Annotated in this window: 26 protein-coding genes; 9 read left to right on the forward strand and 17 right to left on the reverse strand. The window is 69.7% G+C overall.

The annotated features are described in order from the left end of the window. Positions 1 to 166 precede the first annotated feature (166 nt). Positions 167 to 1,114: a D-alanine--D-alanine ligase gene (locus VFF46_RS10395; protein WP_325036859.1), complete on the reverse strand. Its 948-nt coding sequence runs from the start codon at positions 1,112 to 1,114 to the stop codon at positions 167 to 169. Positions 1,115 to 1,244: 130 nt separating this feature from the next. Further along, on the reverse strand, positions 1,245 to 2,555 hold the full coding sequence (locus VFF46_RS10400; protein WP_325036860.1) for a PLP-dependent aminotransferase family protein: 1,311 nt from the start codon (positions 2,553 to 2,555) through the stop codon (positions 1,245 to 1,247). A gap of 180 nt (positions 2,556 to 2,735) precedes the next feature. Between VFF46_RS10400 and VFF46_RS10405 the strand changes: the two genes are divergently transcribed. The 4 genes from VFF46_RS10405 to VFF46_RS10420 are packed head-to-tail and all read left to right on the forward strand — an operon-like array spanning position 2,736 to position 4,689. Beyond that, positions 2,736 to 2,933, forward strand: coding sequence for a hypothetical protein (locus VFF46_RS10405; RefSeq protein ID WP_325036861.1), 198 nt, complete (start codon positions 2,736 to 2,738; stop codon positions 2,931 to 2,933). 38 nt (positions 2,934 to 2,971) lie between these two features. Then, the gene (locus VFF46_RS10410) at positions 2,972 to 3,625 is read left to right on the forward strand and encodes a GNAT family N-acetyltransferase (protein ID WP_325036862.1); all 654 of its coding nucleotides are present in this window, start codon (positions 2,972 to 2,974) and stop codon (positions 3,623 to 3,625) included. A 3-nt stretch (positions 3,626 to 3,628) separates the two neighbouring features. Beyond that, positions 3,629 to 4,021, forward strand: coding sequence for a DUF2784 domain-containing protein (locus VFF46_RS10415; protein WP_325036863.1), 393 nt, complete (start codon positions 3,629 to 3,631; stop codon positions 4,019 to 4,021). 29 nt (positions 4,022 to 4,050) lie between these two features. After that, a complete protein-coding gene (locus VFF46_RS10420) occupies positions 4,051 to 4,689 on the forward strand; it encodes a permease prefix domain 1-containing protein (RefSeq protein ID WP_325036864.1) in 639 nt (212 codons plus the stop codon). Here the strand turns inward: VFF46_RS10420 and VFF46_RS10425 are convergent. Next, a complete protein-coding gene (locus VFF46_RS10425) occupies positions 4,669 to 4,995 on the reverse strand; it encodes a PadR family transcriptional regulator (protein WP_325036865.1) in 327 nt (108 codons plus the stop codon). The genes VFF46_RS10420 and VFF46_RS10425 overlap by 21 nt on opposite strands. Before the next feature lie 73 nt (positions 4,996 to 5,068). Here VFF46_RS10425 and VFF46_RS10430 point away from each other — a divergent pair, with 73 nt between their 5' ends. Beyond that, positions 5,069 to 7,168 carry an MMPL family transporter gene (locus tag VFF46_RS10430; protein WP_325036866.1) on the forward strand — a complete coding sequence of 700 codons (2,100 nt, stop codon included), beginning with the start codon at positions 5,069 to 5,071 and terminating at the stop codon, positions 7,166 to 7,168. Between the two features lie 4 nt (positions 7,169 to 7,172). Here the strand turns inward: VFF46_RS10430 and VFF46_RS10435 are convergent, their stop codons facing one another. From VFF46_RS10435 to VFF46_RS10470, 8 genes are all read right to left on the reverse strand, one after another. Next, a complete protein-coding gene (locus VFF46_RS10435) occupies positions 7,173 to 8,297 on the reverse strand; it encodes an N-acetylmuramoyl-L-alanine amidase (RefSeq protein ID WP_325036867.1) in 1,125 nt (374 codons plus the stop codon). A 49-nt stretch (positions 8,298 to 8,346) separates the two neighbouring features. Then, the gene (gene trxA / locus VFF46_RS10440) at positions 8,347 to 8,676 is read right to left on the reverse strand and encodes a thioredoxin (protein WP_325036868.1); all 330 of its coding nucleotides are present in this window, start codon (positions 8,674 to 8,676) and stop codon (positions 8,347 to 8,349) included. 33 nt (positions 8,677 to 8,709) lie between these two features. After that, entirely contained in the window at positions 8,710 to 9,693 is a 984-nt protein-coding gene (trxB, locus tag VFF46_RS10445) for a thioredoxin-disulfide reductase (RefSeq protein ID WP_325036869.1), read from the reverse strand. 109 nt (positions 9,694 to 9,802) lie between these two features. Beyond that, positions 9,803 to 10,564 carry a hypothetical protein gene (locus VFF46_RS10450; protein WP_325036870.1) on the reverse strand — a complete coding sequence of 254 codons (762 nt, stop codon included), beginning with the start codon at positions 10,562 to 10,564 and terminating at the stop codon, positions 9,803 to 9,805. A gap of 115 nt (positions 10,565 to 10,679) precedes the next feature. Further along, on the reverse strand, positions 10,680 to 11,264 hold the full coding sequence (gene sigM / locus VFF46_RS10455) for an RNA polymerase sigma factor SigM (RefSeq protein ID WP_414673051.1): 585 nt from the start codon (positions 11,262 to 11,264) through the stop codon (positions 10,680 to 10,682). A 128-nt stretch (positions 11,265 to 11,392) separates the two neighbouring features. Beyond that, positions 11,393 to 13,036: a protein kinase family protein gene (locus VFF46_RS10460; protein WP_325036872.1), complete on the reverse strand. Its 1,644-nt coding sequence runs from the start codon at positions 13,034 to 13,036 to the stop codon at positions 11,393 to 11,395. Between the two features lie 117 nt (positions 13,037 to 13,153). Beyond that, the gene (gene murJ / locus VFF46_RS10465; protein ID WP_325036873.1) at positions 13,154 to 14,800 is read right to left on the reverse strand and encodes a murein biosynthesis integral membrane protein MurJ; all 1,647 of its coding nucleotides are present in this window, start codon (positions 14,798 to 14,800) and stop codon (positions 13,154 to 13,156) included. After that, entirely contained in the window at positions 14,793 to 17,039 is a 2,247-nt protein-coding gene (locus VFF46_RS10470) for a hypothetical protein (protein WP_325036874.1), read from the reverse strand. Before VFF46_RS10470 ends, murJ begins: the two co-directional genes overlap by 8 nt. Before the next feature lie 129 nt (positions 17,040 to 17,168). Between VFF46_RS10470 and VFF46_RS10475 the strand changes: the two genes are divergently transcribed. Further along, positions 17,169 to 18,590: a CCA tRNA nucleotidyltransferase gene (locus tag VFF46_RS10475; protein WP_325036884.1), complete on the forward strand. Its 1,422-nt coding sequence runs from the start codon at positions 17,169 to 17,171 to the stop codon at positions 18,588 to 18,590. On the opposite strand, the gene VFF46_RS10480 is transcribed toward VFF46_RS10475, so the two are convergent. Next, positions 18,587 to 19,348 (reverse strand): aminotransferase class IV, encoded by a 762-nt coding sequence (locus tag VFF46_RS10480; protein WP_325036875.1) that lies wholly within the window; start codon positions 19,346 to 19,348, stop codon positions 18,587 to 18,589. The two genes, VFF46_RS10475 and VFF46_RS10480, sit on opposite strands and share 4 nt — an antisense overlap. Before the next feature lie 19 nt (positions 19,349 to 19,367). Between VFF46_RS10480 and VFF46_RS10485 the strand changes: the two genes are divergently transcribed. Beyond that, positions 19,368 to 19,979, forward strand: coding sequence for a hypothetical protein (locus VFF46_RS10485; protein WP_325036876.1), 612 nt, complete (start codon positions 19,368 to 19,370; stop codon positions 19,977 to 19,979). A 7-nt stretch (positions 19,980 to 19,986) separates the two neighbouring features. Here VFF46_RS10485 and VFF46_RS10490 read toward each other — a convergent pair whose 3' ends face one another. After that, a complete protein-coding gene (locus tag VFF46_RS10490) occupies positions 19,987 to 20,682 on the reverse strand; it encodes a Type 1 glutamine amidotransferase-like domain-containing protein (RefSeq protein WP_325036877.1) in 696 nt (231 codons plus the stop codon). A gap of 18 nt (positions 20,683 to 20,700) precedes the next feature. Then, positions 20,701 to 22,596, reverse strand: a complete 1,896-nt coding sequence (locus VFF46_RS10495; RefSeq protein WP_325036878.1) for a discoidin domain-containing protein — start codon at positions 22,594 to 22,596, stop codon at positions 20,701 to 20,703. Positions 22,597 to 22,711: 115 nt separating this feature from the next. Between VFF46_RS10495 and VFF46_RS10500 the strand changes: the two genes are divergently transcribed. Then, positions 22,712 to 23,725 (forward strand): LacI family DNA-binding transcriptional regulator, encoded by a 1,014-nt coding sequence (locus tag VFF46_RS10500; RefSeq protein WP_325036879.1) that lies wholly within the window; start codon positions 22,712 to 22,714, stop codon positions 23,723 to 23,725. Here VFF46_RS10500 and VFF46_RS10505 read toward each other — a convergent pair. From VFF46_RS10505 to VFF46_RS10515, 3 genes are read right to left on the reverse strand one after another with little or no spacing between them, the layout of a single operon-like run. Beyond that, positions 23,722 to 24,912 (reverse strand): RNA polymerase sigma factor, encoded by a 1,191-nt coding sequence (locus tag VFF46_RS10505; RefSeq protein ID WP_325036880.1) that lies wholly within the window; start codon positions 24,910 to 24,912, stop codon positions 23,722 to 23,724. The genes VFF46_RS10500 and VFF46_RS10505 overlap by 4 nt on opposite strands. 2 nt (positions 24,913 to 24,914) lie before the next feature. Continuing rightward, positions 24,915 to 25,292, reverse strand: a complete 378-nt coding sequence (locus tag VFF46_RS10510; RefSeq protein WP_325036881.1) for a YciI family protein — start codon at positions 25,290 to 25,292, stop codon at positions 24,915 to 24,917. 13 nt (positions 25,293 to 25,305) lie between these two features. Next, positions 25,306 to 25,716, reverse strand: a complete 411-nt coding sequence (locus VFF46_RS10515; RefSeq protein WP_325036882.1) for a hypothetical protein — start codon at positions 25,714 to 25,716, stop codon at positions 25,306 to 25,308. A 136-nt stretch (positions 25,717 to 25,852) separates the two neighbouring features. Between VFF46_RS10515 and VFF46_RS10520 the strand changes: the two genes are divergently transcribed. Then, on the forward strand, positions 25,853 to 26,554 hold a 702-nt coding region (locus VFF46_RS10520), incomplete at its 3' end, for a M81 family metallopeptidase (protein WP_325036883.1).

Below are 26,554 nucleotides of genomic sequence, written 5' to 3' on the forward strand. Positions count from 1 at the left end.
CGGTGCGCCGTAGCGGCGGCCGTCTTCGACTCGTAGACGCCGAGCTGCCAGACCCCCATCGCGGTCATCACACCCGCGATCACCAGCGCAAGGGCAAGCAGCCCGAGCCACCGCGGCTGGACAGCTGTCCGCCAGAGCGGCCAGGGCGGGAGGTCAGGCATGAGCGTCAGCGGGCGGCAGCGGCGGCCAGCAGGTCACGACAGAGCACACCGAGCTCAACCCCGGCGGCTTCGGCGGCGAGCGGGACGAGTGACGTCTCCGTCATCCCCGGCGCCACGTTGACCTCCAGGAACCACGGAACGCCGGCTGCGTCCACGACCAGGTCGGTCCGCGACAAGTCCCGCAGCCCCAGCGCCTGATGCGCCTGAACGGCCGCTGCGGCGCACGCGCCGGCCGCCTCCGGCTCCAGCCGGGCGGGCACGATGAACTGCGTCGCGCCGGCCGTGTACCGCGCCTCGTAGTCGTAGAACCCCGAGTCCGGACGGATCTCCACCGCCGGAAGCGCCCGCGGCCCGTCGCCAGTGTCGACGACCGTCACGGCCACCTCTGTGCCGTCGATGTACTGCTCGATCAGTGCGACCGGACCGTACGCGTAGCAGTTCACCATCGCAGCCGGCAGTTCGTCGGCCGACCGCACGATCGAGGCACCCAGCGCGGACCCACCACGGGCCGGCTTCACCACGAGCGGCAGCCCGATCTGCGAGACCACGGCCTCCATCAGAGCGGCGGCGCCCAACTCGCGGAACGTGTCGTGCCCGAGCACCACCGACGCCGGCGTGTGCAGCCCCGCGTTGCCGACGACCGTCGACGCGACCGGCTTGTCGAACGCCGTACGGCACGCGGCCGCGTCGGCGCCGACGTACGGAACGCCGTACAGGTCGAGGACCTGGCGGAGCGCGCCGTCCTCGCCGGTGACACCGTGCAGGACGGGGAAGACCGCGTCCGGTGGATCCTCGCGCAGCCGATCGACGAGGGAGGCGTCGACGTCGCGTTGCTCGACCTCGACACCGACGCTGCGGAGCGCGTCCGCAACGCGGCGGCCGGAGCGCAGCGAGACGTCGCGCTCGTGCGACAGACCACCGGCCAGAACCAGCACTCGACCCAGATCACTCATCACAAATATCCCGATCACTCGTGGGCGTTTCCGGCACTCGCCGGCCCCGAGGCCCACTCGAACGGTACCCCGACCGATTCCTGGACCCCCGGCCGCCCGCAGGTCCTTGCGTAACCTTTGCGAACCCGTACTACGACAGCTCCGGCCCCGGAGCGTCGTAGTCGCGGCCGGCGCCCGGAGGCAGTGGCCCGAACGTCTGCCGGAGCTCGAGCTCCTCGTGGATCACCGCGGCCAGCCTGCCGACGCCCTCGGTGATCCGCTCCGGCGTCGGATGACAGTACGACAACCGCATGCACTGGGAGCCGAAACCGTCGGCGAAGAAGGCGGTTCCGGGCACGTACGCGACCCGCGCCGTGACCGCCCGCGGCAGCATCGCCTTCGCGTCCAGCCCGTCGGGGAGCGTCAGCCAGACGTAGAAGCCGCCCCGCGGCCGCGTCCAGGTCGTTGCCGCCGGCATCTTTTCGGTCAACGCCGCGAGCATCGCGTCCCGGCGCTCGCGGTACATCTCGCGGAACTGTTTCACCTGCCCCATCCAGTCGTGCCGGATCAGGTAGGACGAGATCGCGAGCTGGCTGAACGTCGGCGGGCACAGCGTCGCGGACTCCTGTGCCAGCACGAGTTTCTCGCGGACCGCGTGCGGCGCGACCGCCCACCCGACCCGGAACCCGGGCGCGAACGTCTTCGAGAACGAGCCGAGGTAGATGACGCCTTCGCGGTCGTCCGCACGCAGCGCGCGCTGCGGCTCGCCTTCGAACCCGAGCAACCCGTACGGGTTGTCCTCCAGAACCAGGACCGAAGCCTGCTGGCAGATCTCCAGCACCCGCGCGCGCCGCTCGTCGGACAGCGACACCCCGGCGGGGTTGTGGAAGTTCGGGATCGTGTAGAAGAACTTGATCCGCTTGCCGGCTGCCCGCACCGATGCGATCGCCTGCTCGAGCGCCTCCGGTACGACGCCGTCGTCGTCCATCGCGACGTGCACGACCTCGCACTGGTACGCGCGGAAGACGCCGAGCGCGCCGACGTACGACGGCGCCTCGCAGATCACCACGTCGCCCGGATCGCAGAACACCCGCGTGACCAGGTCGACGGCCTGCTGGCTGCCGACCGTGACCACGACGTCGTCGGGGTGCGCCTCGATGCCTTCGAGCCGCATGATGTCGCAGATCTGGTCGCGCAGTGTCGGGTCGCCCTGTCCGGAGCCGTACTGCATCGCGACCGCGCCGTTGTCGACCACCAGGTCGCGCACCGCGCCGCCGACGACGTCGAGCGGCAGGCCGGCGATGTTCGGCATGCCGCCGGCCAGCGAGACCACCTCGGGCCGGCTGGCGACCGAGAACAGGGCCCGGATCTCCGATGCGGTCATGCCCTTGGTCCGGGCTGCATACGCTTCGACGTAGTTGTCGAGACGGGTCTGCCGGACATCGGGCACGTCAGCACTCACGAGGGCCACTCCAACGGTGATCGAGGGGGAAGTCACCAGGTTACGTCGAGAGACCCCGGTGCGGGCTGGGGATCGGCGTGACCTCTCACTACCATGCCTTATAGGGGCAGGTTCGACCATGCCGGAATCTGGCTGTTGAGACAGCCGGCCAGTCCGGTGCGGCCTGAGAGGTGGAGCGGAATGAGCGTGGGCAAGACAGCTGGGTGGACGCTCGGCGGCTTGTTGCTGGGTGTGCTGGCCGGGTTCGCAACGGAGCTGTTCCGGCGGCAACCGGTCAAGGTGGAGCAGCGGTACGTCGCCCCACAGGCGACCCGCACTCCGGATGTGCGGACCCCGTCCGCGGTCCCCGAACCGGCGCCCGAGCCGGCGGTTCACTGACCCATCGTGACCGAACTAACAGCGGATCGGATGCGCTGATGGCCCGCCGGCTGGAACCGCTGACCCTCGACAACCTCGACGGGTTACCGGTGCCGTGCCGGGAGTGCGTGTTCTGGGAGCTGGACCCGGTCGCCGCGCGGCACGCGATCCGGAACGGTGACACCGCGCTCGAGAAGGAGGCGTGGCTGTCCCAGTTGCTGCTCGACTGGGGGACCGCCGGGATCCTGCTGTCCGTCGACGACCAGCCGGCCGGGTTCGCGATCTACGCGCCGGCGAAGTACCTGCCGCGGATCCAGGCGTTCCCGACCGCGCCGGTCAGCCCGGACGCCGTCGTACTGGCGACCGGGCGGATCCTGCCGCGGTACCTGGGGCTCGGGCTCGGCAAGATCCTGGTGCAGGCGATCGCGAAGGACGTGATGAAGCGTGGGTTCCGGGCCGTGGAGGCGTTCGGGGACTCGCGCTGGGACGGGCCGAGCTGCGTGTGGCCGACCGAGTTCCTGCGGGCGGTCGGCTTCGGGGTGGTCCGGGAGCACCCACGCAATCCGCGGCTGCGGCTCGACCTGAGGTCCGCGATCACCTGGCGCAGTGAGATGGAGGCGGCCGTCGAGCGGCTGATGGGGGCGATCCGGCCGGAGCAGTCGCCGTCCGCACCGGTGACCGTCCGGGATGCGCTCCGGTCAGGCCCGGAGTAGACCGTGGTCTGGCTGGCGCTGGCCGACCTGGTGGTGGTCGTGCACAGCGCTCTGCTGCTGTTCTTCCTCGTCGGTGGTTTCCTGGCCTGGCGGTGGCCGCGGCTGATCTGGTTCCACCTCGCCATCGTCGTGTGGAACGTCGCCATCACGCTGGTGAGCTTCACCTGCCCGGTGACCTGGACGGAGCAGTACTTCCGGCGCCTGGGCGGCGAGAGCCGGTACCGCGGCGGCTTCGTCCGGCACTACTTCGAAGGCCGCCTGTGGCCGGACGGCGCGACACCGCTCGTCACGCGGATCGGGTTCGCCGTCGTCGTGGTCGCCTACATCGGGTACTTCGTCGTACGGCATCGGCGTCGATCGAAGGTCAGGGGTGAGTCAGTGGGACCCCGGACGTGAGCCGGGATCCGGCTCCGCATACTTGAAGGGTGCCCATCGACGACTACCTCGCCGCGCTGAACAAGGCGCTCAGGGGACCGCGGCGACGGAAGGCGGATCTGCTGGCCGAGGCCCGCGATCACCTGATCGACGCGACCGAGGCGTTCCAGGCGGACGGGCACGAGCGGTACGAGGCGGAGCGGGCGGCGGTCGCCGACTTCGGTGAACTGCCGGACGTGGTGCCGGGGTACCGTGCCGAGCTGGCGATCAGCCAGAGCCGCCGGACCGCGATGATGCTGCTGTTCGCGCTGATGATCCAGCCGATCGTGTGGCAGGGCGGCGCGTGGATCTGGACCCAGCACGCGGAGTCGGCGAGTGTCGTCAACGACATGCTGCAAACGGCCGTTCGCGCGATCGGCATTGTGGTGATCGCCGGCGCGCTGCTCGCCGTCCTGGCGACCGGGATCGGTGTCCGCTATGCCGTGGTCCGTGAGCACCTGAGCCGGGTGACGGCACTCTTCGCGCTGGCCGGATCCGTGACGATCGCCGGGATCGGTCTGCTGATGGCAGCGACCAGCAACCACGCACCGGGCGTGCCCGCGTTCGGCGTGGTCGGTACGTTCGTCGTCCTGCCGCTGGTGCTGGTCAGCATCCAGGCGGCGCGCGGTCTACGCCTGGCTCGGGCGTAGCACCCCTTCGACCACGGCCCGGAACGTCAACCAGTCCTGCTTGCCGGACGCGAGCATCTTCGCGCCGGAGCTGGTCAGCTGGTACGTACGCCGCTTCCGCCCGCCGACCGTGCTCCACTCGCTGGCCAGGTATCCCGCCCGCTCCAGGCGCCGCAGCGCCGGGTACAGCGTGCCGGTCGGCAGGTCGAGCTCGCCGCCGCTGCGCTCCAGCAGCGCCTCCATGATCGCGTAGCCGTGCAGCGGCTCGGCCTCGACGACCGCCAGGATCATCGGGTCCAGGTGTCCACGCAATGCATCCGCCTTCATGTAGCCAGTCTACTCATATGCCTGTTACTGTCGAGAGGCAACATGTAGCCAACCTACCTATGAGGGACTTCCGATGACCGTGGACACCCCGATCCGACAGGCGACCCGACCCGGCGTGCTGCACCGGGTATCGGGCTGGGCGATGCGGCACGCGGGCCTGGCGCTGGTGCTCTGGGTGCTGGTGCTCGCCGCCGTCACCGGCGCGGCGACCGTGGTCGGCGCCAACTACCAGAGCGACAACTCGCTGCCCGGCACCGATTCCCAGCGGGTGACCGACCTCTTCACGGCGCACCAGCCGAAGGGTGACACCGCGTCGGTGCAGATCGTGGTCCGCGCCGACGGGGGGCTGGACGCGGACAAGGCCCGGGTTGAGTCGATGCTGGCCGCGGTGCGGACGCTCCCGCAGGTGTCCGCGATCGCCGACCCATTCGGTGGACAGGGAGATTTGTCGACAGATCGACGTACGGCGTTCGCGACCGTGAGCCTGGACGTGGCCGCCGCGGACATGCCGGTGGACGGCGTACGGGCGATCATCCACCGGGCGCAGGATTTCGCCCGGCCGGGATTCCAGGTGGAGGTCGGGGGAGACCTGGCCCGGAGCGCGTCCGACAGTTCGGGCGGTGCGTCCGAGGGCGCCGGAGTCCTTGCCGCGCTGGTGATCCTGGTGTTCCTGTTCGGATCGTTGCTCGCGGCAACACTTCCGTTGTTGACCGCGGTGTTCGCGGTCGGCAGTACGGTCGGGTTGCTGATGCTGGCGTCGCACCTGTTCAAGGTGCCCGAGTACACGACGCCGGTGATGATGCTGGTCGGGCTCGGTGTCGGCATCGACTACGCGCTGCTGATCTTCTCCCGCTATCGCCACGAGCTGTTGAAGGGCGAGGCCGATCCGAAGATCGTTGCCCTCGACACCGCCGGTCGATCGGTGATGTTCGCCGGCTGCACCGTGGTGATCGCGCTGCTCGGCCTACTGGCGTTGGGACTCGGCTCGTTGCAGGGCATCGCGCTCGGCGTGACGATGACGGTCCTGATGACGATGCTCGCGGCGGTGACGTTGCTGCCGTCGTTGCTGACCCTGTTCGGCAAGCGGATCGAGCGGAGCGTGCGCAAGCATGCCGCCAAGCAACGGCGTACCCCTGGCGCGGGGTGGCGGAAGCTGGCCGGCACGGTTCAGCGTGGGCCGTGGGTGCCGTTGGTGCTCGGCGTCGTCGCACTGGCCGCGTTGTCGTTGCCGGCGTTGGGGATGCGGCTCGGGTTCGCGGATGCCGGGACCGACGATCCGGCGAAGACCAGCCGGAAGGCGTACGACCTGCTGGCGGAGGGATTCGGGCCCGGGTTCAACGGTCCGCTCGTCGTCGTGTCGGAGGGGGACGCGCAACTCCTCGGGCAGACGCTCGCGAAGGATCCCGGCATCGCCGCGGTGACCCCGCCGCAGGTCACGCCGGACGGCAAGATCACGACGGTACTGGCGTTCCCGAAGTCCGCGCCGCAGGACGCCGCGACCAGCGATCTGGTCCAGCGGTTGCGCAAGGACACGCTGCCGAAGCTGGAAGGGACGTACCTGGTCGGTGGTGCGACCGCGGCCGCAGACGACTTCGCGGCCGCGGTGAGCAAGCGGCTGCCGATCTTCGTGCTGGTGGTGGTCGGCTTGTCGGCGGTGCTGCTGATGGCGGTGTTCCGCTCGGTGCTGATCCCGTTGAAGGCGGCCGTCCTCAACCTGCTCAGCATCGGTGCCTCGCTCGGCGTGATCACGTTGGTGTTCCAGCACGGCTGGTTCGGTGCGCAGGCAGGCCCGATCGAGGCGTTCGTACCGGTGATGATCTTCGCGATCGTGTTCGGGTTGTCGATGGACTACGAGGTGTTCCTGGTGTCCCGCGTCCACGAGGAATGGCGGCGTACCAGGGATGCCCGGGAGGCGGTCCGGGAAGGGCTCGCGAGCACCGGCAGCGTGATCACCGCGGCGGCCGCGATCATGATCGTGGTGTTCGCCGCGTTCCTGCTGAGCCCGGATCGGATGCTGAAGCAGTTCGGACTCGGCCTGGCCACCGCGGTACTGCTCGACGCGCTGCTGATCCGCTGCGTGATCGTGCCCGCCGTACTGCGGTTGTTCGGTCAGCGGGCGTGGTGGCTGCCGCGTGGCCTGGAGCGGGTGCTTCCGAAGATCAAGCTCGAGTAACCGGCTACACCGTCAGCTGGCCGAGGCGGAGCATGCCGGTGGCGGCGTCCTGCTCCGGCGGGAGGTAGACGCGCTGGATCGCGACCACGATCGACTCCGCGATCACGTCCCGGAATGCCGGGTCGGCGAGGCGGGCCGAGTCGTGCGGGTTGGTCACGTACCCGATCTCCAGCCGCACGGCCGGCATCTTGGTGCGGCGCAGCAGATCCCAGGTCTTGGCGTGCGTACGGCAGTCCAGCAGGTCCGTCCGGGCGACGATCTCGCGCTGCACCAGACCGGCGAACTGCTCCCCGACGCTCGACGAGGCGCCGTGCAGGTCGTTGCCGTAGTAGTACGTCGCGACGCCCTGCGCATCCGGGTTCATCGAACCGTCGGTGTGCAGCGAGACGCAGAGGTTCGCGTCGGTCTCGTTCGCGAACGCGGCCCGGGCGAGCTCGTCCGGGCCCTGGTCGCGGCCGCGCGAGAGGTACGCCCGGACGCCGGTGGCGCCGAGCCGGCCCTCGATCCGGGAGGCCAGGTCGTACGCGATGTCGGACTCGCGCAGGCCGTAGCCCTCCCAGCCGTAGTCGAAGCCGCCGTGCCCCGCGTCGATCACGACCGTCTTGCCGGACAGCCGCGGCCCGGCGGCACGCACCGCTTCCCGGGCGCGCAGCGCGTCCGGCCGGCCGCCGGTGGCCATCGGGCGGATCCGCTGCAACGCCTTGAACGTGGACGGACCGCAGGTCCCGTCGGCCGGGAGGCCCATGTTCCGCTGGAACTCGGTGACGGCGCGCTGCGTGTCGGCGCCGAAGATCCCGTCGATCCGGGCCACCGCGAACCCGAGCTCCTGCAGTTTCGCCTGCAGGCTGAGCACGTCGTCACCGCTCAGCGGATGCGTCGGCACGAACGTCAGCAGCCGGTCGCCCAGCCGCCAGCGGGCGTCGTCGATCGCGCGGTACGTCTGCGGGCCGACGATCCCGTCGATCATCAGCCCGCGTTGCTGCTGGAACCCCCGGACAGCGTGTGCGGTCGCTTCGTCGTAGACGTCGTGGCCGCCGGTCAGCAGCCCGAGTCTTTGCAGCTTGCCGACGATCTCCGCGACCGCCTCACCGCTGTCGCCGATCCGGTACACGCCGTGCGGGGATTCCATCAGGTAATGCTCCTTGCCGGTGTGGCGGGGTAACTCAGGCGGTTCTGTCTCAGGCCGTGAAGTCCGACAGCTCCTTCAGCAGCGCTGCCTTCGGCTTGGCGCCGACGATGGACTTCGCCAGCTCACCGTTCACGTAGACGTTGATAGTAGGGATACCGGTGACCTTGTAGTTGCTCGGGGTGACCGGGTTCTCGTCGACGTTCATCTTCAGGAACGTGATCTTGTCGCCGTGGTCCTGGTTCAGCTCCTCCAGGATCGGGGACACCTGGCGGCACGGGCCACACCATTCGGCCCAGAAGTCCACCAGGACCGGCTTGTCGCTCTTCAGCACGGTCCGGTCGAACTCGGCGTCGGTGACAGCGTTCATCTTCTCGCCCACGGCGATGACTCCTTCAGTGAGTTGAGTGCGGGTTCAGACGGAGACAGGCTCGGTGGCGGCCGCGGCGTGCTCCGCGTCCTCCAGGGTGGCCAGGAAGCGCTCGGCGTCCAGCGCCGCCGCACAGCCGGTCCCGGCGGCGGTGATCGCCTGCCGGTAGGTGTGGTCCACCAGGTCGCCGGCCGCGAACACGCCGCGCAGGTTGGTCTCGGTGCTGTCCGGCTTGACCAGCACGTAGCCCTCCTCGTCCAGGTCGACCTGGCCCTTGACCAGCTCGGAGCGCGGGTCGTGGCCGATCGCGATGAACAGGCCGGTGGCGGGCAGCTCGCGGGTCTCGCCGGTGACGGTGTCCTTCAGCGTCAGGTGGCTGAGCTTGTCCTCGCCGTGGATCTTGTCCACCGCCGAGTTCCACTGGAACTCGAGCTTGTCGTTGGCGAACGCCCGGTCGGCCATGATCTTCGACGCGCGCAGCTCGTCGCGGCGGTGCACGAGGTGCACCTTCTTGGCGAACTTGGTCAGGAAGGTGGCCTCCTCGACGGCGGAGTCGCCGCCACCGACGACCGCGATCTCCTGGTCACGGAAGAAGAAGCCGTCACAGGTCGCACACCAGGACACGCCGTGCCCGGACATCCGGTCCTCGTCGGCCAGGCCGAGCTTGCGGTAGCCGGAGCCCATCGCCAGGATGACGGCCTTCGCGCGGTGCTCGGTGCCGGCCGAGTCGGTGACCACCTTGATGTCGCCGGTCAGGTCGACCTTGATCACGTCGTCCGGCACCAGCTCGGCGCCGAAGCGCTCGGCCTGGGTGCGCATCTCGTCCATCAACGCCGGGCCCATGATGCCCTGCGAGAAACCGGGGAAGTTCTCCACCTCGGTGGTGTTCATCAGCGCGCCACCGGCGGTGACGGAACCCTCGAACACCAGCGGTTCCAGCGCCGCGCGGGCGGCGTACACGGCGGCGGTGTAACCGGCCGGGCCGGAGCCGACGATGATGACGTTGCGAACTGATGTGGAGTCGCTCATGCAGGCGTTCCTCGGTGTCGTCGAGACAGTGACGTCGTACTCAACGGATCCTAGAGGCCGACCATTCCCACGGTACCCACCGACAGCCCGCTCTACCGCATTGCCCGAATCAGCGGTTGCGGAGCGTCACCGTGGTGTCGTAGAACGACGTACCGACGCCGCCGGGGGAGCTACATCCGGTGACCGCGAAGATCTGGATCTGGCTCACCGACGCGCCCTGCAGGCCGATGATCGTGGCCCGCTTGCCGTCCACCTTGGCGGGCTGGACGAGCCGGACGTTCGAGTTCGAGCGGCCGGCCGCGAACGCCCGGGCGCAGGCCTGCTCGTCGGTCGAGCCGTGCAGGATCGCGCTCGGGGTGTTGTCCAGCCAGCGCTTCGTCGCGGAGCCGATGTCCTTGCTGGCGATCGTCACGGTGTCGGCCGGCGGCGTGTTCGCGTCGGTGGACGCGGCGCCGTCGTTCGCCTGGTTCTTGGTGGCGAGCACCACGCCGACGCCGAGCGCGGCGACCAGCACCACCCCGGCGGCCGCACCGAGCAGCTTCGGCAGGTGCCGGCGCGGCTCCTCGCGGATCTGGGCCAGCGAGTGCACGCCGACGGTGGACGCACGCAGCACCGACTCGGACACGATCACCGCGTCCAGGTGCTCGGCGACGTCGGCCGGCATCGGGATGTCGCTGCGGCCCTCCTCGGCGAGGTCCTCGGTCAGCTGCAGCAGGGCGTCGTACGTCTGCTGGCACTCCGGGCATGCCTTCACATGCTCACGAGCGCGGTGTGCCTCGGGGGCAGGCAGCAGGTTCTCGATCAGGTCGGCGATCGTGTCCGTGTCCAGGTGCTCGAGGTGCTCACTGGTCGGCAGACCGGGATCGGTCATCGGAGGCTCGCCTCCTCACGGGAGGTGCGCGACGTGTTCATAGCAAAACTCCGGTCGAAGGCGTCAGGCGTTCGGTCGCCGGAGGCAGGCGACTTCGCTTCGACGGTGTACCCGCTCATTCGGTTCCCACCGCTTCCGCGGCGGACTTTTGTCCGGAAGTTTGCCAATGCCGCAGCAACGGCAGCAGCTTGGCGCGGCCCCGCGCGCACCGGGACTTGACCGTGCCCGGCGCGCAGTCCAGGATCGCGGCCGCCTCCTCGATCGAGTACCCCTCCATGTCGACCAGGACCAGCGCCGCGCGCTGGTCCTCGTTGATCTGCTTCAGGGCGTTCAGTACGTCGAGCCGGCGCTCGCGGACCTCGGCCGGGTCGTCCTCGGCCGGTCCGGCCAGCTCGGCGGCCCGGTCCTCGTCCTCCGGCAGCGGGTCGGCGGCCCGCACCTGGCGGCGGCGGATCCGGTCCAGACAGGCGTTCACCACGATCCGGTGCAGCCAGGTGGTCACCTTCGCGTCGCCGCGGAACGAGTCGGCCCGGCGGAACGCCGAGATGAACGCCTCCTGGAGCGCGTCGGCGGCCTCCTCGGGCTCACCGAGGGTACGGATCGCGACCGCCCACATCCGGTCCCGGTGCCGCTTGACCAGGAACCCGAACGAGTCCGGGTTGCCGGCCACGTGCATCCGGAGCAGCTCGTGGTCGTCCAGCTCGTCGTAGCTCGCCGGGCCGCTCGGCCGGGCAGGCTGCGCCGCACCCTGGGCGACCGGTTCCTCCGCACCGATGCGGGGGACCTCCGGACGACGGGGCGGCGGATTGCCCGAGTCGACATGCGCGGTCATTTCTGGATCGTGACCTCCGAGATGGTGCCCTGGTAACCGTCCGACACCTTCGGCAGCTTGGTCAGCCAGACCAGTACGTACCGCGTCTCGGTCGGTGCCGAGGGGGTCAGCGTCACCGTACCCCCGGGCTGGTCCGCCTTGGTCGCGACCGCCGTCCAGCCGCTGATCGCCGTCGGCGACGTGCTGGTGTCTCCCTGGGGGACCATCAGCTGGAGGCTCGTGCCGTCACCTTGCAGTGCGACCGCGACGCTCGACACCGGGGTCTTCGTGCCGAGGTCGTAGATGATGCCGACGCCGCTCTTGATCCCGCCGAGGTTCGGCTTGTTCTTGTACGACTGGGTCTTCCAGGTCGTGCTCGGGTCGCCGTCGTACGTGTTCGGGACGTCCTTGTGGTGCTCTTCGCCGTTGCCGGGCGGCGGGTCGAAGTCCTGGGCACCGACGATCGTCGCCTTCCCACCGGTCGTCGACGGGGTGGTGCTGGTCTTCGGCGGGGCGCTGGTCGTCGTACCGCCGCCGCTGTTGCCGGTGTTGCCGTTGTCCTTGTTCATCGCGCCCTTGAGCAGGAACTGCGCGAGCAGGATCACCGACAGCAGGGCCAGGATCGCGAGCAGGATCAGGATCCGCCCGCCCCACGAGCCCTTCTGCTTCTGCTTGGGCTCGTCGCGGCGGCGGCCGTTCCCGTTCGCCGTCGCGGGCTGGCGGCGGATCGGGCGGGTGTCGGTGGCGGGCTCGTACGCCGGCTGCGGCGGGCGGTACCCGTTCGGCTCGGAGGTGTACGACGGGTCGAGGGCCGGCGGCGGGGCCTGCGGCACCACCTGGGTGGCGTCGTCGACGCTGCCGTTCTGACTCGCGACCTGGACCGTCTCGTCCATCTGGTTCGGCGGCTCGTGGGAGCTGCCGACGACCCCGGACAGCGCGGCGGACAGACCGGCGGCGCTGGTGATCGGCGGAGCGTGGTGCCGTGGCGGGTCGCCGAGCAGCCGGTCACTGATGTCGTCCAGCGAACGCGGTACGCCGGCGCGCACCTGGCGCGGGCTCAGCAGCCGGCCGTGCTCGACCGGGGCCGGCTGGAGGCCCCAGGCAGGCGCTGGGCCCGGCCAGCGGCCGGTCAGCGACGCGAAGAGCAGTTGACCGAGCGAATGCACGTCCTCTTCCGGCGAACCCGCTCCGGACGACCGCAGTGCCGCCTCGGTGGCGACGCCGACGACCTTGATCGCCCCGGCGTCCGTGACGACCACGGTGGCCGGGCTGATCGCTCCGTGCGCGTAACCGGTGCGGTGCAGGTTCTCGAGGGCCTCGGACACCTCACGGGCCAGCCAGCCCGCCTGTTGCCCGGTGAGCGGGCCGCTGCCGAGCATCCGCTCCAGCGTGCGGCCGCCGGCCCATTCGCGGACGCAGTACGTCACGCCGTCGTGCATGTCGCAGTCGAGCACCCGGAGGAAGCGCGGGTCGTTCGCCGCGGCGGCCCGGCGGGCGGCGTCGAAGAGCAGGTTGGTCCGCGGGTCCCCGACCGGCAGGACGTCCACGACGACCGCGCGGCTGAGCACCTCGTCGACGGCGCGCCACACCCGCGCACCGTCGATCTCCGCGAGCAACTCGGCGATCCGGTACCGTCCGGCCAGCAGGGCACCAGGACTCACGGTCTGGTTCGACACGGTGTCTCTCGCCCTCCTAGAAGCGCCAGCGGCCTGATCGCACGACCATGTTAGTGCCCCGCTGACCCGACAGGTGGTGCACTAACGCACAAGCGGTTCGGATCAGCGCCCGATCGGCAGCTTCGATGTGACCATGGACACCACATCGGTCACCTCATGGATGCGTAGTACCCGCGACACGGCGGCGTACACCGGCAGCATCACGAGCGCCGCGATCGCGAGCTCGAGGAGCGCGCCGAGCGGTCCGGACCAGTTGATCGCCAGGCTCAGCACCCACAGCACGATCTTGCCCGCGCCGGCTCCGGCGACCGCGGCGATCACCATCGCGAGCAGCGGCAGCCCGATCCCCGCGCCCGGCACCCGCGGCACCTTCCGCCGCAGTACCGGCCGGGAGAGCAGTACGGCGACCAGGTACGCGAGCGCGTACGCCGCGCCGAGCATCACGCCGCTGTACCGCAGGTGGTCCTCGTCGAGCAGCACCCGGACCCCGACCACGGCGGCCGCGATGTTCGTCGCTGCGATCACGCACTGCAGGAAGAACGGCGTCCGCGTGTCCTCGAACGCGTAGAACGTACGCAGCTGGAAGTACTGGATGGTGAACGGGACGATGCCGAGCGCAAGCGTCATCAGCGTGTACGACATCAGCGTCAGGTTGTTCCGGCCGGACCCGTAGCCCGCGATCAGCGAGACGATCGGGTACGCGAACGCGATCATCGCCGCCGCCGCCGGGACCACGATCGCCAGCGTCTGCCGGATCGAGCGGGCCGACATCCGCCCCACCTCGGTGACGTCGCCGTCGGCCGCGAGCGCGGACATCTGCGGAAGCGCCGCCGTCGCCAGCGACACCGTCACGATGCCGTGCGGTACCAGGATGATCAGCATCGCGGTGCTGTACGCGAACAGACCCGCCTTCGCGCCCGGGTCCTCCGAGGCGGTACCGGCGATCGCGAGCTGGGTGACGACGACGAGCGTCACCTGGTTCACCGCGACGAACAGGACGGTCCAGATGCCCAGCCGGGCAGTGTGGCCCAGACCGGTACCGCGGAGGCCGAACTTGACCCGGTACCGGTGCCCGCTCGCCCGCAGGTACGGCAGCAGCACGAGCAGCTGGACCGCGATCCCGACGGTGTGCCCGAGCCCGAGCAGCAACTCCTCGCCGTGGCTGTACGTCGGCGGGGTGTCGCCGACCCGGTAGATGAGCAGGAAGACGACGATCGACGCGCAGGCGACGATGTTGTTCGCGATCGGCGCCCACATCATCGGACCGAACCGGCGGCGCGCGTTCAGCACCTGGCCGACCAGCACGAACGCGCCGTAGAAGAAGATCTGCGGCAGGCAGAGCCGGACGAACATGACCATCGACGCCCGCTCGGACGCCCGGGACGGCTCGTGCAGCTCCTTCGGCAGGTACAGCTCGGCGATCGCCGGCGCCAGCAGCACGCAGCCCACCGTGACCACCGCGAGTACGACGAAACCGAACGTCAGCACCCGGTTCGTGAAGTCCTGGCCGCCGTCGTCGTGGTTCTTGATCGCGCGCACCAACTGCGGGACCAGCACGGTGTTGAACACGCCGCCGGCCAGCAGGATGTACAGGCTGTTCGGGATCGTGTTCGCGGCGGTGAAGATGTCGCCGCGCAGCGCGGTGCCGATAGCGGCCGCGAGCAGGGCGATCCGGATGAATCCGAGCAGGCGGGACAGCACCGTTCCGGCTGCCATCACCGCCGCGGATCGCAGGGTGCGGTCAGCCATCCTTCGAACCGACTCCTTCTTTCAGCGACGCCCCCGGAGTGTCCTCGGGTACGCCGTGCGCCGCGTGGCGGCCGTGGGCGGGATCAGGGGTCTCGTCGCCGGGTTCAGCGGAGTCGGCGGACCTGGCGGAGTCGGCGGACCCGTCCGGCTCGGTGGTGGTCGTGACCGCGGCCGGGTTGCGGCGCTCGATCCGGATCCGGCGATAGATGCGGACGAACGACGTACCGAACAGCAGCGCGCAGGCGGCGCCGACCAGGATCCAGCCGACGCTGCCGTACTGGCTGGCCTGGATCAGCAGCTCCTGCGGCTTGCCGACCGGGCTGCCGGCCGCGTTGGTGACCTGGGCGTTGGCGCGGATCAGACCGTTCTGCTCGGCGCTCGCGTTGATCCGCGGCGTCCACTTCTGGCCCGGGCCGAGGACGACGGTCTGCGGGGTCTTGATCTTCAGGTCGGTCCGGTTGACGGGTGTGACCACGATGCCGACCCGGACCGACCACTCCGTCTCGTTGGCGATCGTCAGCGGGAAGGTGCCGTTGCTGCCGGCCAGGTTGACCTTGATCTCCTTGCGCAGCCCGCGATCCACCTTGGCGTTGACCAGTCGCACCTTGCCGAGTTGCTGGTTCGCGGAGCCACGCTCGATCGAGGTGAAGTACTTCGCCTCCTCCGGGTACCCGTTCCAGCTCGACGAGGCGGACCGCAGCAACGCCTGCGACATCACCTCGGGCAGTTGGCTCCCGTCGACGAGCAGTCCCTGCATCGTGCTGGTCGCGGCGGCGAGCTGCGAGATCGCCTGCAGTTGGGCCTCGGGCAGTACGCCGTTCGTCCTTGGCGCGGCCGGTCCCGTCGTCGCCTGCGGCTTCGGCGTGCTCGCCACGATCGTGCTGAGGTCGGCGGTCTTGAGCCACGGCAGCGACAGGCTGCCCGCGAGCGCTGCGGTGGCAGTGCCGTTCGGGTCCCAGCCGCGCGGCGGTACGGCGACCACCGAGGCAGTGGTCTTACCGGCGGCCGCGATCAAAGCGGTCACCGCCGCGAACCGTTGCCGGACCTGGAGCGGGCTGTCCGCGGTTTCCGGGTCGGGGCCGCCGTGGGTGAGCGCGGAGTCGGCGATCACGGTCCGGACCGCGTGGTCGGGGCTGCCCGGCGTCAGTACGTCGTACACCGGGGTGCTGGTGAGGACCGGACGGGTGCGCGCGGACCAGGACGAGCTGCTGACCAGGTTCAGGTCCTCGAAGGTGGAGCCGGCGAAGCCGCCGGAGGCGCTGCCCAGGTACCGGCTCGCGGCGCCGCCGCCCTCGAGCCAGAGGCCGTTCGTGAACGAGGTGGCGAGCTCACCGCCGGAGCGCTCGGTCTTGGTCCGGGCCTGCCCGACGAGGTCCTTCAACGGGGCGCCCGCGTCCAGCAGCCCGGCGACGTCCGGATCGCCGTACGGCAGCAGCACGACCTGGTCGCCCTTGGCACGCAGGGTGTCGAACTCCTTCAGCCAGGCGACCGCGGTGGCCTGCCCGCTGCCGGGGGTGGTCTGGCCGTTCTGGCCGAGGATCACGTACCCCTTCGCCATCTGCCGGATCTCGTCGAGCACCGCCGGGTCGGCCAGCCAGGTGACCTTGTGCTGCTTGCCCAGGGCGAGCAGCCGGCCGAGCTCGCCCGTCCGGGTGAGGGCCGTGGCCAGCGCCTCGTTCGCGAAGTTCCGGCCGCCGAGCTGGGTCGGGCGGAAACGCAGCGGTATGACGAGGGCGGTGTTCACGGTGCGCTGCAACGGTTGCTTGCCGATCACCGGCATCAGCAGCCGCGCCCGGCCGGCCATCACCCGGCCGCCGTCCGGCAGCTCGCCGCGGAACGTGACGCCGACGACGTACACGCCGGTGTCCGGGTTGATCCGCCATTCCTTCCACGGCACCGTGAGCGAGAAATTGACGGTCTGCTTCGGTGCGAGCGGCTGGTCGAACGGCTGGAAGGTCTGGCTGTCGTTGGTCAGGTTGCTGCAGCTGTCCCGCTTGTCCATCGGGAGGTTCTGCTCGGTCGGGATCGCCTCCAGCGCGGAGGTGCTCGCCAGCCGGGTCCGGTCGATACAGGCCAGCGCCTGCGGGGCGTCGAAGGTGACCGAGCTGGTGTTCGTCACCCGGCCCTTGATCACCACCTGCTCGCCGGGCTTCGGCGCGACCGGGCCGAACGTGTCGATACTGACCTGGACGGCAGGCTCGTCGACCGGCTCCGCGTTGGCCGGAGCACTCAGAGTCACTGCCGAAGCAGCAACCAACAGTGAGGCACCCAGCACCACTGGGAGCCTCAGTCGCCGTCTGAACACGCCGTCACCGTAACCTAGTTCCCCGTGTCACCCTTTGCCGACCAGTCAGCCTCCGCCGGATCGTTGTCCGGCGTCCAGCGGCGCGCCGTCCAGGCCCTGCTGGAACTCGCTCCCGTCGTCGACGAACTGGGCGCCAGGTTCGCCGGCGCCGGCCACGAGATCGCCCTGGTCGGCGGTCCTGTACGGGACATTCTCCTCGGTCGGGGGAGCAAAGATCTGGACTTCACCACGTCAGCGCACCCCGATGTGATCGAGCGGTTGCTGTCCGGCTGGGCGGACCACGTCTGGGACATCGGCAAGGCGTTCGGCACCATCGGCTGTCGCAAGGGCGATTGGGTCCTCGAGGTCACGACGTACAGGTCCGAGACCTACGATCCCACCTCGCGCAAACCGGAGGTGGCCTACGGCGACAGCCTGGAGGGCGACCTGGCCCGCCGGGACTTCGCGATGAACGCGATGGCGGTCCGGCTGCCGTCGCGGCAGTTCGTCGACCCGTACGGCGGCATCGAGGACGTCGCGAACAAGCGGATCCGGACCCCCGGTACGCCGGAGGACTCGTTCAGTGACGACCCGCTGCGGATGATGCGGGCGGCCCGGTTCGCGGCGCAGCTCGGCTTCACGCCGGACCCGGCCGTCGTACAGGCGATGAAGGCGATGGCGGACCGGATCACGATCGTGTCCGCCGAGCGGGTCCGCGACGAGCTGGAGAAGCTGATCTGCGCCGACCACCCGCGGATCGGCCTCGACCTGCTGGTCTCCACCGGGCTGGCCAAGCACGTGCTGCCGGAGCTGCCGGCCCTGCTGGACACGGCCGACGAGCACCAGCGGCACAAGGATGTGTACCAGCACTCGCTCACCGTCCTCGATCAGGCCATCGATCTGGAGCCCCGTCTATCTGTTCCGACGCCGGATTTCGTCGTTCGGTTCGCCGCATTGATCCACGACATCGGGAAACCGAAGACCCGCCGGTTCGAGGACGGCGGGAAGGTGACGTTCCACCACCACGACGTCAAGGGCGCGAAGATGGCCCGGAAGCGGATGAAGGCGCTGCGGTTCAGCAACGAGCAGATCGACCAGGTCAGCAAGCTGATCGAGCTGCACCTGCGCTTCCACGGGTACGGCGAGGGCGAGTGGACCGACTCCGCCGTCCGCCGGTACGTCCGCGACGCCGGCGACCAGCTGGAGCGCCTGCACGTCCTCACCCGCGCCGACTGCACCACCCGCAACCGCCGCAAGGCCGAGTCCCTGCGGGCCGCGTACGACGACCTCGAGGCCCGCATCGACCGCCTCAAGGAGCAGGAGGAACTCGACGCCCTCCGCCCCGACCTCGACGGCAACCAGATCATGCAGATCCTCGGCATCCCGCCCGGCCGCGAGGTCGGCGAGGCCTACAAGTTCCTGATGAACCTCCGCCTCGACGAAGGCCCCCTCGGCGAGGACCGCGCCCGCGAAAAACTCCTCGACTGGTGGGCCAACCGCCCCTAGATCGGCTGGCTGGGGACGGCTGCGTAGGCGGTTGCGATTGTGGTGGCGGACTCGAGGTGGGGTTGGTAGGTCACCTCGTTGATCGACGCGACCGGTAGGGCCGGGTCGATGGAGTTGGTGAGGTAGGCGGCGTCGTAGGTGGCCAGGTCAGCGAGCGGGACCGGTTCGGTGGTGTAGGTCGGCAGGCCCGCCTGAAGGGTCTGCTGGCGGATACCGGGCAGGACAGGCGCTGACGGGAAGGTCAGCTGCGGGCCGCGGGCGAAGCAGATGTTCCAGATGGAGGCTTCGGAGATGTGGCCGGTGGCGGTGTGGAAGAGTGCGTCGTCGTAGCCCTGGGCCTTCGCCTGGCGGGCGTAGTAGGTGAGGTCGAACGTGCCGGTGTGTTTGAGGTGCGGGACGGCGCGGTCGTGCTGGAACGTGCGGAGGCGCACCGGCCGGGTCGTGGGCGCGATGGGCGGGCCGACGCGGGTGAGCAGGTGGACGTCGTCGGTCGCGAACACGTTGACGCGGATCGACAGGTCGCCGGAGGCCGCCTCGTCGAGGGCGGCGCGCAGGTCGTCGCGGACGCGGCCGGCGGCGAGCGGGCGGTCGAAGAGCTCGCGGGTGCTGCGGTCCAGGCGTTCGAAGTGCAGGTCGAGGCCGTCCACCCGGCCGTCGCGGACCTGCAGCGAGGTGAAGTGCCCGAAGCTGGTTGCGCGCAGCAACATCGGGTCGACCATCGGCAACCGGACACCGTCCAGCAACAGGAACTCGTTCACGGGACACTAGTCTCCAGCTGTGGACGTGTGGAGTGTCATCGGGTGGGGCGGGTCGGCGCTCGTCGTGGTGTCGTTGCTGCAGACCCGGATCCTGCGGCTGCGGATGCTGAACCTGGTCGGCTGCGTGATCCTGGTCGCGTTCAACGCGGTGGTCGGCGTCTGGCCGATGGTCGGGATGAACGCGGTCCTCGCGGTCATCAACGTCGTACATCTGTGGCGGCTGCTCCGGCACCGGCACGACGAGGCGGAGTACGAGGTGCTCCCGGTGAACGCCGGCGACGCGTACCTCGGGTTCGTCCTGGAACGGCACCGGAAGGACATCAGCCGGTTCAACCCGGGATTCACCGCCGGGTCGAGCCCGTATGCGTTCCTGGTCCAGCACGGGGACCGGACCGTCGGCGTGGTCCTCGCGCACGACGCCGGCACGGGGCGCGCGCAGATCGACCTCGACTACGTGGTTCCGAAGTACCGCGACTTCACGCCGGGCGAGTTCGTGTACCGGCGCAGTGACGTGTTCACCGAGCAGGGGTTCCGGCAGGTGATCGCGCCGCCGCGGATGCGCGATTCCTCGACGTACCTGAAGAACCTCGGCTTCCGGCGCGACGGCGACGACCTGGTGCTGAACCTCTGAAGATCGGTCAGGCGCCGAAGAGCTTCCAGTTGCCTTCGCTGATCACTTCGACGCTGCCGTCGACGACCTTGATCGCGGTGTCGTCGTCGATCGCGTACGTCGGCACCGGGATGCCGGACGCCCACTTCCCGATGTTCTCCGGGGTGGTGTCCTCCATGTCGGGATGCCCGAGATGCGGGTACAGCGTGAAATCCACCAGCCCGAGCGCCCGTTCGGCACCCTGTCCCATGTCGCTGCCCGGCGGCACGAACTGCAGATCGAACTCGGCGTCGCAGTTGTACGGCGTGACGACGATGCTCCCCGCGCTGACCCCGACGTACACCGAGGTCAGCGACGGCAGGAGTTCCGCCAGACCGGACTGCCGCATCCAGTGCGTCAGGTACAGCACGTCCCCGCCCCACACGAGCAGCGCGTCAGCCTCCTGGACGGCAGGGACCCAGCTCTCCTCCCGGATCGTCGGCAACGCGGTGAGCTCCAGCACGCCCAACGACTTCCATCCGAGCTCACACAACGGCCCCCGGGCATTCCCCGAGATCGCCTTCCACGCCTGTCCGCCACCACCCGGGAACGGATAGATCCCGGTCGGCACGAACAGCGCGCTGGCCTCCGAGATCGGCTTACCGAGCAGCTCGACAAGCGCGTCGGAGATGCTCTGGTTTCTGATCCCGGAGGACGTGAGCAGGAACTTCATCACGACTGACACCCACTATCGAGTAGTTGCTCAGCGGTAGACGCGCAGATCCGCCAGGCTCCACCAGCTCCCGGCGCTGCCGGTCTGCGTGATGCGAATGTACCGCGCGTGCGTCGTCGGCAGCGCGATCGTCGTCAACTGGCTGCTCGACGTGCCACTGGCCACGGTCCGCCAACCACTTCCATCGTTGCTCACGGCAACATCAAAACCGCGCGCCTGGTCGCCGACGTTCCCGCCGCTGTCGAGCGCGACCTGACGGAACGTCTGCGGCGTCCCGAGATCCACCTGCACCCACTGCCCAGGCGTCTGCGCTGCCTTGCTCTGCCACACCGTCGACCCGTCACCGTCGATGAGCGCTCCCGCATCGGCCGCGTTCACACTCGCCGTCGCGCTCCGCACGGTCAGCTCCTGCGGTACGTCGGTACGCACCCGACCCCAGGTGTACGTCGCGATCGCGCCACCGGGCAGTTCGTACTCGAACGACTGGCCACCCACGGCAACCGCGAACGTCCGCGGATCGTCGTTCTCGTTGTGCACGAGGAGCGCCGTCGTACCGTCCGGGTTGCGGAACGCGGCCGACATCAGCTGCCCGTTCCATCCCGTCGTCCCGTACGACGTACTCCCGATCCGCACCGCGCCCGGCTTCACGAACTTCGACAGGTGGCCGATCGTGTAGTACTCCGCATCGGTCGTGACGGTCCCGTCCGGCTGCAGCGTGACGAGCCCGGTGCACGTGTCGCAGCCGCCGAGGTGCGGGCCGCCGGTGGAGTCGAGCGCGATGTTCCAGTTGACGACCGATTTCGCCCAGTTCCGCGTCGTACCGAGCATCAACGTCCGGGCGTGCCAGGTGAGCGTGCCGCGGAAGATCTGCGGCGGGGTGTCGTTCGGCCCGTGCGAGCCGGAGCACTCGGTGAACCAGATCCCCTTCGACGGGAACGCGTTGTGCAGGTCGGTCTGCTTGGACGGATCGCCGGAGTAGCAGTGGTACGCCGTACCCGCGATCCACTGGGCGGCCGGCGACCGGAGCAGCTTATACGGGTAGTCGGTCTCCGGGTCCTCGCCGGGAGGGGTGGACGCGATGTCGCCGGGATGCGTCGTCCAGTTGTGGTCGTAGCCGAGGATCTTGGTCCGCAGGCTGACCTTCTGGAGCAGCGGCCCGAGCGCGGTGATGACCGCGGCCTCCTGGCGGACCGGCATGTCGGTGCCCGGGTACCCGCTGGGCTTGCGGTTCTGCGGCTCGTTCTGGATCGAGAGGTAGTCGACGGGTACGCCGGCCTTCGCGTACGCCTGCACGAACTTCACCAGGTAGCGCGCGTACGCGTCGTACACCTTCGGGTCGTCCTGCAACCGGCCGCCGACGAGTGAGCCGCCGGTCTTCATCCAGGCCGGCGGACTCCACGGCGTCGCCATCACCTCGAGCTGAGGATTGAGTTGCTTGGCGCGGCGGAGCAGCGGCAGTACCTGCTGCTCGTCGTGCGCGATGCTGAAGTGCTTCAGGCCGAAGTCGGTCTGCCCGGCCGGTACGTCGTCGTACGTGTAGTGCTCGCTCGCCGCGGTGAAGTCGGACGAGCCGACCGGCTGCCGCAGGAAGCTGACGCCGATGCCCTGCGTCGGATCGAACAGCTTCCGCATCGTCTGCTCGCGGTCAGCGGGACTCAACCGGTACAGCACGGCCGCGGCCGAGTCGGTCAGCGCGGCACCGAAGCCGTCCATGGTCTGGTACGTCGTTCGCGGGTCGACCGTGATCGTGGTCCGGTCGCTCGCGCCGTCGTGGAACGAAACGGGCGCGCGCTCGTGCAGCAGCTCGGCGCGGTCCGGGGTGGTGACCCAGACGCTGACCTGGGTGGTCGCGGGATGGGCCTGGGCGGGACCGGTGAGTGACGCCGCAGCGAGAGCAAGGGCGACGCCGAAGGCTGGTGTTCTCATCGCACTCCTCCGGAGGATGAAACAAACGGCCTCAGGAAACGTCCGCAAACGAGCACTGTCAACCTCTGGGAGCGGTGTTCTAGAGTGCTGAGCGTGAAACAAGGCGATGTAACAAATGCCGCGCGCTAGAGCGTCGATGCGCGAGGTCGCGACCGCGGCCGGCGTATCGCTGGCGACCGTGTCCCGGGTGGTCAACCAGCTCAGCGGCGTGACACCGGAGACCCGGCGGCTGGTGGAGCAGACGATCGAGGAGCTCGGGCTGCCCGCGCCCGTGCCCCGGGGCGGTACGCCGAAGCCGGTCGAGGGCGCCGTCTACGTTCGTTGCCCGTACGTGCTCACCGACTACTTCGGCCTGATCGTCTCGTCGATCGCGGAGACGCTGGACCGGCACGGTCGGCAGGTGATCCTGAACGCCGGCGAAGCCGCCCAGCACGAACCTGTCCTGACACAGCTGGCGTCCCGGCGGGGTATCGGAGGTGCGATTCTGATCCTCCCGCCGGAGCCGAGCGAGGACCTGGTCCGGCTGAGCTCGCGGCGCTTCCCGTTCGTGGTCGTCGATCCGCGGACCGCGCTCCCGCCCGACATCCCGTCCGTCTCCGCCGCGCACCACTCCGGCGCCCGCCAGTTGACCGCGCACCTGACCGGGCTGGGCCACCGACGGATCGGCGTGATCGCCGGTCCCCGCGAGTGGCTGGCCGCCGATGCCCGCCTCAGCGGGCATTCCGCGGCACTGGCCGACGCCGGCATCCTCCCCGACCCGGCCCTCGTCCGCCACGACCAGCCCACCACTCAGCACGGCTACCGGGCGGCTCGCGAACTCCTGGCCCTCGCCCCGCGCCCCACCGCCCTGGTCGCCTTCAACGACAAGGCAGCCGTCGGTGCTCTCCAAGCCGCCACCGAACTGGGCTTGACCGTCCCGGACGACCTCTCGGTCACCGGCTTCGACGACCTCGACCTGAGCCGCGCGACCACACCTCCGCTGACGACGGTCCGCCAGCCCCTTCAGGAAATGGGCCGAATGGCCGTCAGCCTCCTGACCCGGCTCCTGGACCGCCACGAGCTGGAGGCACGGCACGTGGAGCTGGCTGTCGACCTCGTTGTCCGCGGATCCACGGCCCGCCGGCCTTAGCGCACGCGGAGGCGGGCAGCGCGGGCGCGGAGGTAGCGCTGCTCGGACGTGTTCGTGGTGACCTTGGCGGCTGCCAGGTACGCGTCGGCGGAAGCTGCCTGATCCCCGCGGAGCTCGAGCAGATGCGCGCGGACGGCGTGATACCGATGCCCGCGGGTCACGCGTGCGTCGTCCGAGAGTGTGTCGAGCAGTGCCAGGCCGGCGTCGGGGCCGTGCACCATCGCCGTCGCGACGGCGCGGTTCAGCCGGACGACCGGACCGCCCAGCATCGGTTCCAGCAAGTTGTACAGGGCAAGAATCTGCCGCCAGTCGGTGTCGGCGGCCGTGCTCGCCTCGCTGTGCACAGCCGCGATCGCGGCCTGGAGCTGGTACGGCCCGAGCGCCGTCGTGCGCATCGCCAGCGTGATCAGCTCGGTCCCCTCGTCGATCGCGGCACGGTCCCAGCGGGAGCGGTTCTGCTCGTTGAGGGGGACGAGCACGCCGGCGGCCGTCGTACGGGCGGAGCGGCGGGCGTCGGTCAGCAGCATCAACGCCAGCAGACCGGCGACCTCCCCGTCGCCGGGCAGCAGTTCGTGCAGCATCCGGGTCAGCCGGATCGCCTCGCGGGCCAGCTCGGCCCGCGCCAGCTCATCACCCGCCGTACTGGTGTAGCCCTCGTTGAAGATCAGGTACAGGACCTGGAGTACGGCGGCCAGCCGCTCGGCATGCTCGGCCGGCGGGTGGAACGGCTGTCCGCGCAGCTTCTGCTTGGCGCGGCTGATCCGCTGCCCGATCGTCGCCTCCGGGGTCAGCAACGCCGCGGCGATCTCGCCGGTGGTCAGGCCGCCGACCGCACGGAGCGTCAGCGGGATCTGCGATGCGACGGGAAGGTCCGGATGGCAGCACAGGAACAGGACGGCCAGCGAGTCGTCGGTCCCGCTGACCGGCGCCGGTACGACGTCCGGCGTCCGGACGACGTCCTCCCGGCGCCGGCGAGACTCCTCGTTGCGCAGCAGGTCGATCAACCGCCGCGAGGCGACCCGGATGAGCCAGGTGCGGGGCTCCTCCGGGACGCCTTGCGTGGGCCACTGCTGGGCCGCGACCAGGAGCGCCTCCTGAACCGCGTCCTCGCAGGTCTCGAAGTGCCCGTACCGGCGGACGAGCGCGCCGAGCACCTGCGGGGTGAGGCCGCGCCACAACTCGTCCATCGTCAGCTGTCCGGCCGAAGGTCTTCCGCGCCCGCCATGATCGGCCGAACCTCGACGGTGTCGCCGACCGCGTCGACGATCCGGGCCGCGATCGCCATCACCCGGTCGTGGCTGTCGCAGTCCACGATCGCGAAGCTGGCCAGGACTTCCTTCGACTCCGCGAACGGTCCTTCGCTCGCGATCGGCCCGGCGGCGGTACGCCGTACCGTGCGGCTGAGTGCGGGATGCGCGAGCCCTTCGGTGCCGAGCAGCTCCCCGGTGGCGGTGAGCTCCGCCGCCAGGTCCTCGTAGAACTTGCACATCGCGAGGAACTCCGGGCTCTTCACGTCCGCCGTGTCCCAGCCCGACTGGTCGCCGTAGGCAAGCAGCAGGTACTTCATCGGTGCCTCCTCCTCAGGCCGCGGTGCGGACCATCGTCGCGTGGTACCCGCCACCCGGGTACACCCAGTCTCCGGCGAGCCGGTCCCCGTCGCCGGAGAAGCTGCCCTTGAAGTACCCCGGTGAGCCCTTGAATCCGCCCCAGATCGTGAGCTCGTCACCGTCGAGCTCGTAGACGTAGTCGAGCGTGTTGCCGTCCGCGTCGTACACCCGGGACTTCACCTCGGTGCCGCGCTCGCCGCCGAACGGGTGCTCGTAACCGATGATCTCGGTCATCCGGACCTGGTGGCCGTCGTGCTCGAGCACCCCGTGCTGGACCAGGAAGTGCCCGCCGTCCATCCATTCGAAGCTCGTGGTGCCGGTCGCGCCGCCGGTGATGTTCCAGGTGCCGACCAGGCGGCCGAGGTGTTGCAGTTCGTTCGGCATGTTCGTCGTCCTCTCTCGGTTTTCCTGCTTGTTGCTGCTACCTCGAAGCCGGCCGGCGGGTTTCGACAGCTGTGCTTTGTCCAGATTTGAACCCGAGCCAGTGCGCGAAACGGCTCGGTTGTGGCAAGTTTTGGGCATGAACCTTCGGATTGGCATTGCCGGGATCGCCATCGAGTCCAGTACGTTCTCGCCGCACCGGGCCGGGCTGGCGGACTTCGACGTCCGGCGCGGGGATCGGCTGCTGGAGCGGTACACCGACTTCCTCGGCAAGGACTGGGCGCAGGGGATCGAGTGGGTGCCGCTGCTGCACGCGCGCTCACTGCCCGGCGGCGCGGTGCTGCCGGAGGTGTACGACGATCTGTCCGCGGAGATCATCAGCCGGCTCCGGGACGCCGGTGAGCTGGACGGGTTCTTCTTCGACATCCACGGCGCGATGAGCGTCGTCGGGCGGCAGGACGCGGAGGCGGACCTGGCCACCCGGATCCGGGACGTGCTCGGTCCCGACGTCCTCGTGTCCGCCTCGATGGACCTGCACGGCAACGTGTCCCGCGCGCTCGGTACGGCGGTCGACCTGATCACCTGCTACCGGATGGCCCCGCACGAGGACGCGTTCGAGAGCCGCGAGCGCGCGCTGCGCAACCTGGTCGAGCGGCTGCGGTCGGGTGCGGGCAAGCCGGGCAAGGCGTGGATCCAGGTCCCGGTGCTGCTGCCAGGGGAGAAGACGTCGACCCGGCTCGAGCCGGCCAAGTCCATCTACGCGCGGGTCGCCGAGATCGCGGATGAGCCCGGCGTGCTCGACGCCGCGGTCTGGGTCGGGTACGCGTGGGCCGACGAGCCG

Origin of the sequence: Kribbella sp. (genome assembly GCF_035655035.1) — a bacterium.
GTDB lineage: Bacteria > Actinomycetota > Actinomycetes > Propionibacteriales > Kribbellaceae > Kribbella.